Origin of the sequence: Herbaspirillum lusitanum, from assembly GCF_026127345.1 — a bacterium.
Classification (GTDB): Bacteria; Pseudomonadota; Gammaproteobacteria; order Burkholderiales; family Burkholderiaceae_D; genus Herbaspirillum; species Herbaspirillum lusitanum.
In genome coordinates this window covers 1-12356 of sequence record NZ_QXFG01000013.1, presented here as the reverse complement: position 1 = coordinate 12356, position 12356 = coordinate 1, and the positions used below count along the sequence as shown (strand labels likewise).

Here is a 12356-nt window from a genome sequence, read left to right as displayed (position 1 = left end):
AAAACCATCAAAAATACGCTGATGAGCGTTGAAGGCACTTGAGCCTGTCCGAATACGATAAGTGTCCGCCCACTCAAGCAAGTCGGCGAATGACTGTTCGCTGGCATTCCCACGTCGACCGCGGGACTTGATATTGGTCAGACATTCCTCCTCGCTTAAGCTCAGCCATATAAGCGCCGTAGCACGTGACATCACTTCATCAACTAGCCATCCATAGATTCCCTCAATGACCCATCGCTCTTGCGAGGCGGCGGCTTTAGTTAGCTCAATTGCTTCGCTTCGTTCTCTGGCTCGGTTATATCCGCTTTCCAGCCAATTAACGGAGTCTAAATCTATGCAGGCACCGCCATTGTTTTTCGCCAAGCGCTCCGCCAACCAGCTCTTTCCAGAGCCAGAGTTTCCGATGATTATTGTTCTTGAGATATCCAAGCAACATCCCTTCAAATCATATTTCGTCTTGGAGAAAATTTTCACACTCGTTTGAAAATCTGGGTATCCAGAATGTCTGTTCCTGGCGAGGATTTCTCACGCAGCCTCGAAGCGAGCCTTTAAATAGCTATCAACCCTCTTTAACAGCAACTCACAGCGTTGCATCGTCGCTTCACTGTCATTCAATTCGTGATTTTTGATGACTACGAATTCCTGAATGATTGAACTGGCCGGGAACTGCTGCCAGGTCAAGTCAATGTGATACCAGTCGGCGCCGATACGAAGCCCATTCCAGAAGTGGATATCTAGCGTTTTCCCGGTCCACACCTTTCCTTTGATGATTTCGGTTTCGGGATAGTAGTGCTGCACCGTCCGTGACGTTGGATAGCACTGACCTAGGGCCGGATTTCCCATTTGCGTCACTTCTAAATAAGCGGTTTGTTTATCCCAGGAGGCGGTTAGCGCTTCACGAAGGAGGAGCATGAAATTTTGAGGGAGGCTCTTCATTGTCCGGTCAATCTATGTTGTTGCGCCAGGGCGCTCCTAGGAAATTGAGTTGCCACCAGCCTCCTGATGAATGACAGGAAAATTATCAGCGCTTTAGACATTCGTGTCGAGCGGCTGCTCCTGGCCGTAAGCAGACTTCTTTACGCCGAAGGCACTGGTTAGTAGTCATGTACATGCTCGACTGTCAAACCATGCTCCTGAGCATGCAACAAAAAATCCGATAGGCGCGACACGGAGATGACCAGCCCCACGCGTTTCAATCCGGGCATGGTCAGCATGGGCTGCTCGAACAAGATGCGTGCCGTCCCAGGATCAATGTGACGGTTTTCCGGAATCCACGCGGTAAGAAAGATCACGCCGCGGTTGCCCGCAATGTCGGTTAGAGAGGAGCCTTGTTGCGCCAGCTGCAATACCGCGGTTTTGAAATCGAAGTAGCGAGGCAGGCTCAGCAATACGTGACCATCATCGAAACGGCGCAGCAGTTGGATGTCGAGTCCTGCCGGCATCTTTGCGGGGGGACGGTCGGCTTCCACCAGGGTCGTCATCAACGCCTCTTCATAGGCTGCGCGCGTGGCCTTTTCAATGAGCCAGGCATAGACCATCTTGACGCCGTATTCAGTAGTCAGGGCATACCGGCGTTCCCACTTGCGCAACATGTCGCGTCCAGTCCAAGGGGTGCTTGTCCACAAGCCCTGCAGTTTTGACTTGAAATCGTAGAGGTACCAAGGTTCGTGCCGGATGAAATCCACATAGTCTTGCGCCACGGTGGAGCCGTAACGATCTTCGGGCGTCAGGGATCGTGAAGAGGCCGCCCAACTGATGCGCCCAAAAATGTTTTCATAGGCCCAGCGCAGCGAGTATTCCAGCGTGGTGCTGGTGGCCAGTACCAGGATCATGACGTGGTAGCCGGCATTGGTGGAATAGCCGGCGTGCAGTTGTTCCTTGGTGACGGCGGCGTAGCCACCCCAAAGTTGGCCGATATGTCCGAGAAAAGGGAAACCATGCGCCGGATGGCCGGCAACGTAGCGCGCGTACTCGGCGGGGCTGTGCACCAGATCCCATTCCGGAAACGTCAGGAAGGTCTGTTCGACGCTGCGACGCGATTCGGGTGGAATGCGGCTTTCCTGCGTGCCTGATGTCTGCGCTGTGGCTTGCATCGACGTGGTCAGCGTAGCGAAAAACAATAAACCAAGTAGATATCGCTTCATGTCAGTTTGCATCCACGCGTTGGAATGCCATGAGTACGTTGTCCGAAGGATCGCCGGCTTGCAGCAGCTTCGCGCCGGTGTGCCGGAAGCCCGCTTCTTCGATTCGTGCGATCCAAGTGTCAATGCTGGCGAAGTGACGCAACTCCGCTGCGTTTACCGTCCAAGGTTCGCCCAGGCCGGCGTTGAATACCACATGCGCCAGCGAGACGAAGGCATCCATGGCCTGGTCGCGCACATCATGGTCGCGTACGATGAAATAGCCACCCGGTCGCAGCACCTGAGCGATCGACGTCAGAAACGGGGCCAGTTTTTCTGGTGCCATGTGGTGCAGTCCGACGAAACAACTGACGAGGTCGGCGCTGCGTGCGGGCAAGCTCAGGGGCGCATAGTCGTTGAGGTTGGCGAAGTTACCGGGCAGCCTCAGTTGTCCGCGTTCCACCAGATCCACCGGTGAGAAGGTCGGCGGCTTGTCGTGCACCAGAGTTACTTTTCCACTCAGTGACAACTGCTGTTGCAGGGCGCGGACGTAACGACCGGTGGTGCCGATTTCAACATAGTCCTTGAGAGGACCATGGTCTTGCAGAAGCTGCGCAGTTTGGCGGCCCATTTCACGCTTTTGTTCGGACAGGGACGGCAGCGCATAGGTTAGCATCGACAGTGGCGGCGTGATGCCGGGCAATCCCGTCTGCAGCACGCGATAGATGGCTTCATCGGTTTGATGCTGGCTCAGCGCATGCCGTATCAGAGCGTGGAAGCGGTCCTGCGGAAACAAGTGGAAGATGTTTTGCAGGAAGGTATAAAAGCGGTCGGCCGAGCGTGTGTCGCCGTAAACCTGATGGAACAATGAGGCGCTCGTTGGCGTTGGTGCGGTAGCGGCTTCGGGCGCGCCGGCGTAATACTTGTCCCACAGCGCGCCGCGCAGGCGGTATTGGGGATCGAGCTTGCGCTTGAGCGCGAAGAAGTCGGTCGCCCTGGGATAGGCACGATGAAATTGTTCGTGGGTGGCGTGTAGCTGATAGGGCAGGTAGTAGGTGCCGCCGCATTCCAGCACGGCGTCGATCAACTCCCGCGTCCATACGCCGACGCGCTCACGTGCGCTATAGCGGGTGCGTTGCTTGTGATAGAGCACCAGTGCAAAGGTCTCGCCGCGCGCCCAGGCCAGCATCGTATGCGGGTCGTGAGAAGCATGCCGGATCGAGACATTGATGGCATTGACCTTGTGGCGGTCGAGAACTGTCGCCATCTTCGGTACGAACTCGGCCAGTCGCTCCACCGGTACGAAATATTCCTGCAGTACATAGGTGCGGCGCTCGCGACCGACCGGCTCCAGTTCGGCGGCGTCATAGCCGGCCTCGTAATTGCGCCAATGCACCTTGGATTTGAAGTAGAGCAGCGGGTCGATCAGGTATTCACGGCGTAATTTTCCAAAGGGCGTTTCGGTGACCGCCCAGAGAAAATATTTCTCCAGCGGGTATAGGCGCCGCAACGGTTGCAGGCGGGTCGCCACAGTGGCCGGCTTGTCGGTCTCTATCCATGAAATGGCACGAGCGCGTGTGTAATGCGGCGGATACAGATCGGCATTGTGGAAAACGACATTTCCGCGTCCCCGTACATTGGCTTCAAACCAGGAGGGGTAGGTCTGCGTTGGTAGTTTCTTCTGGTTGCGTTCCATGCGCACGTTGGGAACCAATTCGAGCTCTACCTCTGCAATCACGCCAATTCCGCCGTAGCCGCCGACGGCGGCGCAGAAGAGTTCTTTGTTGTACGAGGGAGAGGCTTCGACGGCTGTGCCATCGGCCAGTACCAGCAGGATGTTTCTGACCGATAGCACCACCGGTCCCAGCCCCATATAGCGGCCGTGGGCGTTCACGGATAGAGCGCCGCCGACGGTGAAGTTGGCATAGGTCTGCATGATCTTGACAGACAGACCGTGCGGGTCGACAAACTTCTGGATGTCGCACCAGCGTATGCCTGCCTGCACGCGGATTAACCTGAGCGCCGGATCGAAGTACAGTACCTGATTGAACTGGCGCAGGTCCAGGTGCAGACTGCCGGGGCTGGCGGTGTGGCCGCCCATGCTGAAATGACCGCCGCCGATGGAAACCGGCAAGTCGGTGCTATTGAGCGCGGTCTGAATTTCTGCAGTCGAGCGCGGAGTCGCGATCGCAAAGACCTCAATCGGGTTGAGGTGCGTGACGTCATTGACGGATGGCATGGGCTTAGCGGGTGATATCGACGGTTAAGTAGTTGGTGCGAGAGAGGGGATCGTGACCATAGCGATTGGAGCCTTCAGCACCTTTGCTGGCAAGTTGAAACAGCAAGAATATTGGTCCGACGACGGGCACCAGGAGCGTCAGCAGTATCCATCCCGATCTGCCGCTATCGTGGAGGCGCTGAGCCGACATGGCGCCGGCAACCCAAAGATACACCAGGGCCACCAGTGCCGCACCGGTCTCGCCGGCCAGATAGTTGAGCAGCATGCCGATAGCTGCTCCTAGAAATGAAATCGCAACAAGGCGATAAAGCCAGGAAACGCGCGCCAGACGACCGTGTGGAAAAAAAAGGCAGACAAGAAAATTCATGTTGTTATTGTGGTTCAGTGAATTTCGGAAGGCCGCGTGGTGACGGCGCGTTCGAATATATCTCAGGAAATTCTGCTGCGCACACTATTTTTCAATACTCACCAGTATGTCTGGAGCCTGGGTGTTGTCGACACGCTCACTGGAAGGTCTACATTGAGCGTTATCGTTGGGGTCTCCCGTTATCCGTATACAGCATCAAGCGATACTGAAATTGCAGTGTACGTCAATCGTGCTCGACTAGCGAAAACGCACCATTATCGATAGTCAGTCGTAGCGTATTTTCGCTGGCCTTTGAATCGTTCAACGGCTGCTTCTGGCCGATAGCAGACGTCCGATACAAAGATGGAATGAATACCTTGTAGCTTCCTGTTCAGGAATATAAAAGTGTCACTATCAAAAAATAGGTGATCAAGACAATCCCGGGGACGTGGAGCCATGAAAATTTGTATCTGAATAGCGTTCTGCGCTTTTGAACTGTGGGTATTGGAGATTTGGGCGGCTCAATTATCGGCGGCCATCGAAATGTGCTGCTGCCATTGACTGGTGGCCATGACTCAAAAGGATGAACGTCAGCATCAAAATACACCCGATCAAAGCGTGCCAATTCCAGAACCGCTTGCTGAACGGCGAGGTCACCTGTGCGCGCCGTGTCGTCTCCGTCGACATAGAAGTGTCCTTCCGTTTCTTTAGCCAATATCGCCATCGAGACGATCTGCATGGCGCCAGCCGCGTCGCTCCGTCCAGCGGAGCTCCTGGAGCTGGCTTCATAGCTATAACCTCCTACCCCTCTGGGAGGCCACTGCCTGCTGCGAGTTTCTTTTTTTTGCCTCTTGTGCACGCCATATCCAAACATGATCAATAGAGGAAGGTCCGGAGCCAGGCGAAGAAAATGCGGGGGAGTCTTTGTGACGAGTAAGTAGATGCATCCGCTAGCAGAAGACTCGGTCAGAGTAAGTTCCGGGTGTAATTGCACCTCAAAGCCGAGATCGGCGTACGCGCGAATGAATCGAGTATCCAGATCAGCTGTTTCTTTACCGAAAAAAACCGCGACGTTAATACTCATTTTCGAGATTGAATATAATCATGCATTCGTCCTTTTTTGGAAGACAGGAATAGCCCCAAAAAAATGGGGGCATAGAGAGCCAAAGAATAGCAAGAAAAAACATGCAAGCATTCGTGCCAGTGTAAAGATCTCTGCTAATGAAAAAAAGGAACAGGGCACAAGTTGAAGATGAACGCCCGCTTCTGGCCGTTTGCTGATGTCAAAAGAAATAACCTACAAGCGCGTCTTCGATCGGTGAACGGTACGCCCGATAATAAAACCCGCCAGAGCAGCCAGGAGGGAAATAGGCCACTTTTCTGCGTCGTCGAGGTAATAGGACTCCAAGACAGTATTCAGTGCTACCCAGGCGAATCCAAACGCGGCCAGAGCCCCCATAACACCATAGGCACTATGTTCTCCTGCCGATACGGCGATTGAGGTAGTCTGAGGGAGATTTGCACTCCGAGAGGTGTCCACGTAACGATCTGTCAGTCGGAAGACGAAGTGCAGCGTTCTATCACCGACAAGCCATTTAACCGGGGTTTCTGGTCCGACATCGGCCATCCAAACCGGTGGAGCTGACGGAAAAACCTCTGCAACCTGGCGATCATCGATTTCGACGCTTAATCGATCATGGGTAGATGAATACTGCAGGAAATCTGATTCACATATTTTTCCTAGCAGAGTTTCCATTGTGGCTTTTGAGTCTACCTCGTAGACGGCATCAAGCCTGTTGATCTGGTCATCTGCAGAACAACAAGCTTGGCGAAGAACGTTGATTCGCATGGTTTAATTAATGAAGTAGTCTGCTTCTGGCCGATAACAGACATCTTCATCGCCCTCAAAATAAGACTGGCAAGGTTTGTTAGTGAAATAATGCTGACCAATTTACACCAGCAACCAGAGGAGTTATGACGAGAAACAAGATGAGAGAGACCATCAAACTCCACTTCCTTTTCCCGGTTACTCCCTTTTGAATAAAAGCGACTAAACCAATTACCAAAAGAAAAATAATCCCCGCAATGAGAACATGAGCTGCTGACATTGTTTGTCCCTTCATTAACTACTTCTTGTTAGTGAAACTTCCGTCGAGTCAATGCAAGTTTCTGTAACTTCCGCTTCTGGCCGGTTGCGGACATCGATTTTCAAACTGATTGCGATGAACGAGGCCGATAAAGTAGTGCGTCAGCCAGTTCATAGGAGGCCAAAGGTCCCTTCTTTACCATCTTCGTTTCAAACTGTTCGACTGGTTTCAGATACGCATATACCTCGATTGGATTTCTCGAATCGCCTTCCGTGGGAATGACGGATATCTGAAGTCGCCGGTATCCATCAGCTTCGTGAATGCGCTCGAGATTGTCCATGGCTTTTAGTACGGCATCGCTTACTGAAAAAATCTGCCCCCTTACAGCCAGTCCGTCTCCCGGGCTTGCAATCAGCCAGGGCGACATTCGCTCACCAATCAGATAGAGCGGGAAACGTTCTGTGGTCACAAACTCACCTGGGTAGCGAATACCTCGGTTAGTCGAGAAGTTGGGAAATCCCTCTTTCAAAGTGCCGAATACGAAAACCAGGTGGTGGCTTGTGTCCATCGCGAAATCCTTCATTTTTTATTTATTTTATCTAAATGTTGTGGTTTCTGGCCGATTGGGGACATTGTGCGATCGTCGCATGGAAGGCCAACGAGATATGACGCAAGTGGAGAGAGCGAAGGTTAGATATGACGCTTGGAGGCCGCGAGGAAAAAACCCAGACAGATCATCGTTACGCCAGAAATCCGGGTCATTAACCGTGCGCGCGCTGCGCGAAGGCTCTCAGACACCAGAAGCCGCTCTGCGGTGAAGACAGCAAAAATATCGACAAGCGTATTGAGTGCTACGCAGATGCTGCCAAGAAGAGCTAACTGCCCCGTCATATCCGAGGTAGGGGAAATGAACTGCGGCAGGAATGCCAGGAAGAAGAGCGCCGTCTTGACGTTCATGGCTTCTACCACGACACCCTCAATCATTGCATGTCTCGAGCCTTGCGCTGCCACATCGCCAACCGGAGTCGCTTCAGATTTGCGCATCAGCAGCCGAATGCCCAGAAAAACAAGATAGGCGGCGCCGACGAACTTGATCGCATTAAAAGCAACGGCTGATTTGGCAATGACCAGCGAAAGGCCGAATGCCGCAGCCAGTACGTGAACCAAGCCCCCAATGGCTGTACCGATGCACGAAGCAAGCCCTGCAGTGCGCCCGCTAGACACTGTCTTGGCGACCACATAGGCAAGACCAGGTCCCGGAGTGATGGCAAGGATGAACGCGGCGATGGCGAAGGTGATCATGGACATGGGTGAAATTTGGTTCAAGAAGTGTATTCGATAGCGACAGTTTTTGGCCGAAAAAAGGACCTTTTCATCGGCTGGAACGTTCGTGTAATAGCAAGCATACGAAGAGCATATTATCGGCCTCTTCAAAAGCCGCCCGCAGGAAAATTCAAACGCGGACGTCCGCTGGCTGATCAATTGCTGCTGAGAAATCAGGTTTTGCCCGATAGAGGGTCGCCATACTCTTGAGTACGATGGCCATACCTCCTCGATAACCACTGCACCTCCAAGGGCTGACCATGACAGAGCGTCTCATCAAAATTGCTGTGATGTTCGTTGCGATTGCATGCGCTCTTTGTTTTTCAGAGCTCCTCATCGCCGCCACATTGACGGGGGAGTCTGGCGGTATCAGCCATTGTTCTTTCGCGTTGCATGATCCGGTTTTCAATTGGCGGTGTTGCGCCACAAAGTAGTTGCGATGATGGAATGAGGCCGCTGGTAACACACAGAATCCATCGCGTAAGTAAAGTCCAAGGCCCAAAGCAAAAAGATCGACTCTGGCGAGCCAGGGACGCTACTCACTTTTACCTCACTGAGGGTCAACGAATGACCAACATCTCTATTCTGGAAGCCCCCGTATATTGGGCGACTCTCATCCCTTTGCTGGGACTGATTTTTTTCTGTGCACACAGATATAAATTAACTCTGCGAGACAGAGCGTTCAAAAAGGAAGCGGAAGAACTTCTTGACGCGTTGGATGCCGAGCGAAGAAGACACGCAACGCAATTCCATGCGTCGCGAAATTGAACGAAGAAGAGCCTTTGACGATACGGGTAAAAAGAATCAACCGTCGCGTTGATCAGATGTTTGAGTGGCGGGTACTCTCGATCGCTGCGCGCAGAAAGATTGCTCTCCGGCACCTTCATTTTTCTGAATAGCTCGTATTTCAAGCTGTTAAAAAGATATCATTTCCATCGGAGACAAAAAAGGTTTTATATAAGCAAATTTTTAAAATAACTCACATTTCCTTGGGGGAATTATGTCTTCATTTCGAAACATGAAAATCGGTACTAAATTGTCGTTGGGCTTCGCAGCGTTACTTGTGCTGACCATTACTCTGGCGGGAATTTCGCTGTATAGCATTATGTCTTTAACCCGTTCCATCAAGTCAGCCGACGTAGTGCAAGAGCAAAAGCTGTCTCCATTGTATGTCGCTCGGGAGGCGTTGGACCAGACAGGTCTTGCCGCCCGCAATGCATACGTATTCCGCAATGAGGCGGATGCACAAAAGGAGCTCAAAATTGTTGATGAGCAAAGACTCTTATACATGAATACGTTGAAGACCCTGGAACCCTTTTTCTCCGGCAACAAGGATTTCGAGAAGGCAAGATCCGGACTGCTTCAGATGGCTGAAGAACTTAAACGCCCGCGTAGTTATCGGGAGGCCGGGAAAATGGAAGAGTTCCGGGACTTTCTTGTCAACGAATGTAGCCCACTCCGCAGGCAGATTGTTCTGGATATCAATAAAGTCATTGCCCAGATCGACGCGGAAAGTATTGCCGCCCACGACCTGACCGAAATGAGGGCAAATAATGCGGCAGTGATTGTGGCGGCCTTGACGCTGGTTGTAGCCGCTATTTCACTGGTCGTTGCTGTCCTGATTACACGAGGTCTGCTCAAGCAGTTAGGCGGGGAGCCTGCCTATGCCGCCGATATTGCTCAGAAGATTGCAGCCGGAGATCTGTCTTGCGATGTGCAAACCAAGCCTGGCGACAATACAAGTCTCCTGTTCGCCATCAAGACCATGCGCAATAGTCTTTCCTCCATCGTGTCGCAGGTGAGAGAAGGTACGCAGACGATAGAGCGCGCTTCCTCGGAAATTGCTTCGGGAAACCTCGATCTTTCGGCCAGAACTGAGCAGCAGGCAAGTTCACTGGAAGAGACCGCCTCGGCAATGGAGCAGATCACGTCAACCGTCAAGCAAAATGCCGATAACGCAAGGCAAGCGAGCCAGTTGGCAGTGTCTGCGTCCGACGTGGCTATCCAAGGCGGCAACGTGGTAGACCAGGTCGTCACGACCATGGCCGGAATCAATGACTCCTCGCGCAAGATCGTCGACATCATCAGTGTCATCGACGGCATCGCGTTTCAGACCAACATCCTGGCGCTCAATGCGGCCGTCGAAGCCGCCCGTGCCGGCGAACAAGGCCGCGGCTTTGCGGTCGTGGCATCTGAAGTGCGCAGCCTGGCTCAACGTAGCGCCGCTGCGGCGAAAGAGATCACGGTCCTGATCAACGACTCGGTGTCAAAGGTCGAGCGCGGCAGCCAATTGGTCGAGCAGGCAGGCCAAACAATGGTGGAGGTCGTGACGAGCGTTAAACGAGTCACGGATGTTGTTGCTGAAATTTCCAATGCAAGTCAGGAGCAAAGCAACGGCATCGTCCAGGTAAATCTGGCAATCACCCAGATGGACGAAGCTACTCAGCAAAACTCCGCGCTGGTAGAAGAGGCGGCCGCAGCTGCGAATGCAATGATGGAACAGGCCTCCGCGCTGTCCGGGATCGTGTCCACTTTCAAGTTGAACGATGGTTTGGTTGCGCTGCCTGCTGGAGATTCACGCACAAGAACGCTGCAGGGAAGAGCACGGCTGCAGATAGCTTAGTAACCAAGAGCCCGCTTGCGGGCTTTTGCTTTTTTCGGACGCCGACGGCCATGCTCTGGCTATAGCACCTTGCTCCAAACCTTCGCGTGCCGCCCCGTTCCGTAATAATCAACAAGCATGCCGTGAGCCTCATCGAACATACGATCATAGAATCCCCAACTCGCGAGGTAGCGCGGGCCGCTGTTGACCAGTAGCCGAGAGGCGCCAGCCGCCTTGGCCTCTTCATATACTGCGGATAACAACGATCGTCCGATCCCCTTGGCCCGCATGAAATCACGACGAACGAACACGTTGAGCAATTCCATGGCATCCGGCGCATTCATGGAAACATGGACGCTCATTCGCGCATCCGGCCGTGAAAGACCCATGCAAGCGACCGGCAATCCTGACGGATCGCAAGCGACCAGATAGCTGCGGTGACGTCCCTCATCGTCGGCACCACCTGCCATGTGTGCCTTGATCGAAGCAATCTCGGACTCCACAATTTGGCCGGTGTGCAGATCGCGCACATGCTCGCGCAACACAACATCAAGATGCGGAAGGTCTGCCCAGCCCAGCCATCGGATGCATCCGATCTCGTTGTTAGTCGATGATGGCGTCGCCCCCTTGGGACTGTGGGTATAGAAAATGTCCCATTCCTCCTCGCTCACCTTTACAAAGCCGTTGTTTCGATAGAAGCGATTGGCGTCGCTTTCGCGCAGAGCAGCGAGCGTGACGGGGCATCCCTTGCGGCTGGCATCGGCAAGAACGCGCTTGAGAACCTGCGCGCCGATTCCCCGGCGCTGGTATTGCGGAAGGATATAAAAGTGCCGAAGAGTGTGGACGTCATGATGACGATCCAATGAAAAAAAACCGGCAGCATGGCCATCGACCATGATGAGATAGCTGGTTTCTGGCGTGAACGTCGATGTAAAGCGTTCACGCGCCCGCTGTGCGTCAAATCGCCCGACCCTCTCCAAACTCTCCCGCATGGCAGCGATGCGCATATCGACCAAGCGTTCAAGATCCGATTCTTGGGATTGAATGAAGACGACAAACATTGAGTTCTGATCGCTATCGAAAGTAGGAGAGGAGTGATCGAAATCGCATCATAACTGGGCTACGAAGGCAATGTCGTGGCAGAGGTCTGCTTCTGGCCGATTGCAGTCACTCGATATTCAACACTGCGGTATCACTATGTTGATTGTGAATTGCTGCCAAACCTCGTAAAAAATCATCTAGTTGCGCAGGATGGGATCGCAGATGAAGTTTTCCTTCGTTGGCAACTTTCTTCCCGTCACAGTCGAAAAATTGCGACTGCAAATGTGCGGTGATGATCAGCATCCCTCGCGCATTGAATTTCAGCAGAAAATGACAAGCCCCTGCAGCGAATTGCGGATCAAACTCTCCGAACCGTAAGTCATATTGGCTGCCAGGAGCCTCCCCCTTGAATGCCTCCAAGGCTAAAACAAGCTGGCCTAGTTGTTCGTGCCCTGCATAGACTTCAGTCTGAAATCGGGAGCGGCCTTCATTGATTTCGATTCGTAGTTCCAGCAGATCGTCATCCGACCATATCTTGGTGAAACATATTCCTGCATTCATTTCATTCTCGTTCTCAGGATGGCCGCCTCTGGCCGAT

Annotated in this window: 12 protein-coding genes; 1 reads left to right on the top strand and 11 read right to left on the bottom strand. The window is 53.1% G+C overall.

Features of this window, described 5'->3' with window-relative positions; genetic code table 11:
* The 9 genes from DXT88_RS19505 to DXT88_RS19465 all read right to left on the bottom strand — a co-directional run.
* The coding region (locus DXT88_RS19505; protein WP_265214553.1) for an AAA family ATPase at window positions 1–474 on the bottom strand (474 nt) is incomplete at its 3' end.
* Window positions 475–525: 51 nt separating this feature from the next.
* Complete coding sequence (locus DXT88_RS19500) at window positions 526–936, bottom strand: YunG family protein (RefSeq protein ID WP_265212152.1); 411 nt, start codon at window positions 934–936, stop codon at window positions 526–528.
* A gap of 158 nt (window positions 937–1094) precedes the next feature.
* Window positions 1095–2144 (bottom strand): hypothetical protein, encoded by a 1050-nt coding sequence (locus DXT88_RS19495; protein WP_265215672.1) that lies wholly within the window; start codon window positions 2142–2144, stop codon window positions 1095–1097.
* A gap of 1 nt (window position 2145) precedes the next feature.
* Window positions 2146–4359 carry an FAD-binding protein gene (locus tag DXT88_RS19490; protein ID WP_265215671.1) on the bottom strand — a complete coding sequence of 738 codons (2214 nt, stop codon included), beginning with the start codon at window positions 4357–4359 and terminating at the stop codon, window positions 2146–2148.
* 4 nt (window positions 4360–4363) lie between these two features.
* Window positions 4364–4726: a DUF805 domain-containing protein gene (locus DXT88_RS19485; RefSeq protein ID WP_265215670.1), complete on the bottom strand. Its 363-nt coding sequence runs from the start codon at window positions 4724–4726 to the stop codon at window positions 4364–4366.
* A 370-nt stretch (window positions 4727–5096) separates the two neighbouring features.
* Window positions 5097–5789, bottom strand: coding sequence for a hypothetical protein (locus DXT88_RS19480; protein ID WP_265215669.1), 693 nt, complete (start codon window positions 5787–5789; stop codon window positions 5097–5099).
* Window positions 5790–6002: 213 nt separating this feature from the next.
* A complete protein-coding gene (locus tag DXT88_RS19475; RefSeq protein WP_265215668.1) occupies window positions 6003–6554 on the bottom strand; it encodes a hypothetical protein in 552 nt (183 codons plus the stop codon).
* Between the two features lie 359 nt (window positions 6555–6913).
* The gene (locus tag DXT88_RS19470) at window positions 6914–7360 is read right to left on the bottom strand and encodes a gamma-glutamylcyclotransferase family protein (protein ID WP_265215667.1); all 447 of its coding nucleotides are present in this window, start codon (window positions 7358–7360) and stop codon (window positions 6914–6916) included.
* A 122-nt stretch (window positions 7361–7482) separates the two neighbouring features.
* Entirely contained in the window at window positions 7483–8100 is a 618-nt protein-coding gene (locus DXT88_RS19465; protein ID WP_265215666.1) for a LysE family translocator, read from the bottom strand.
* 1015 nt (window positions 8101–9115) lie between these two features.
* Here DXT88_RS19465 and DXT88_RS19460 point away from each other — a divergent pair.
* The gene (locus DXT88_RS19460) at window positions 9116–10738 is read left to right on the top strand and encodes a methyl-accepting chemotaxis protein (protein WP_265215665.1); all 1623 of its coding nucleotides are present in this window, start codon (window positions 9116–9118) and stop codon (window positions 10736–10738) included.
* 59 nt (window positions 10739–10797) lie between these two features.
* Here the strand turns inward: DXT88_RS19460 and DXT88_RS19455 are convergent, their stop codons facing one another.
* Together DXT88_RS19455 and DXT88_RS19450 are read right to left on the bottom strand one after the other, a co-directional pair.
* Complete coding sequence (locus tag DXT88_RS19455; protein ID WP_265215664.1) at window positions 10798–11778, bottom strand: GNAT family N-acetyltransferase; 981 nt, start codon at window positions 11776–11778, stop codon at window positions 10798–10800.
* Window positions 11779–11884: 106 nt separating this feature from the next.
* A partial coding sequence (locus DXT88_RS19450) for a hypothetical protein (protein WP_265211734.1) occupies window positions 11885–12356 on the bottom strand: 472 nt, incomplete at its 5' end.

What these genes read in the sequence shown, in the direction of transcription:
- DXT88_RS19470 (WP_265215667.1), bottom strand. Translation starts at nt 7,360, where the DNA reads ATGGACACAAGCCACCACCTGGTTTTCGTATTCGGCACTTTGAAAGAG.
- DXT88_RS19465 (WP_265215666.1), bottom strand. Translation starts at nt 8,100, where the DNA reads ATGTCCATGATCACCTTCGCCATCGCCGCGTTCATCCTTGCCATCACT.
- DXT88_RS19455 (WP_265215664.1), bottom strand. Translation starts at nt 11,778, where the DNA reads ATGTTTGTCGTCTTCATTCAATCCCAAGAATCGGATCTTGAACGCTTG.
- DXT88_RS19480 (WP_265215669.1), bottom strand. Translation starts at nt 5,789, where the DNA reads ATGAGTATTAACGTCGCGGTTTTTTTCGGTAAAGAAACAGCTGATCTG.
- DXT88_RS19485 (WP_265215670.1), bottom strand. Translation starts at nt 4,726, where the DNA reads ATGAATTTTCTTGTCTGCCTTTTTTTTCCACACGGTCGTCTGGCGCGC.
- DXT88_RS19460 (WP_265215665.1), top strand. Translation starts at nt 9,116, where the DNA reads ATGTCTTCATTTCGAAACATGAAAATCGGTACTAAATTGTCGTTGGGC.
- DXT88_RS19490 (WP_265215671.1), bottom strand. Translation starts at nt 4,359, where the DNA reads ATGCCATCCGTCAATGACGTCACGCACCTCAACCCGATTGAGGTCTTT.
- DXT88_RS19495 (WP_265215672.1), bottom strand. Translation starts at nt 2,144, where the DNA reads ATGAAGCGATATCTACTTGGTTTATTGTTTTTCGCTACGCTGACCACG.
- DXT88_RS19475 (WP_265215668.1), bottom strand. Translation starts at nt 6,554, where the DNA reads ATGCGAATCAACGTTCTTCGCCAAGCTTGTTGTTCTGCAGATGACCAG.
- DXT88_RS19500 (WP_265212152.1), bottom strand. Translation starts at nt 936, where the DNA reads ATGAAGAGCCTCCCTCAAAATTTCATGCTCCTCCTTCGTGAAGCGCTA.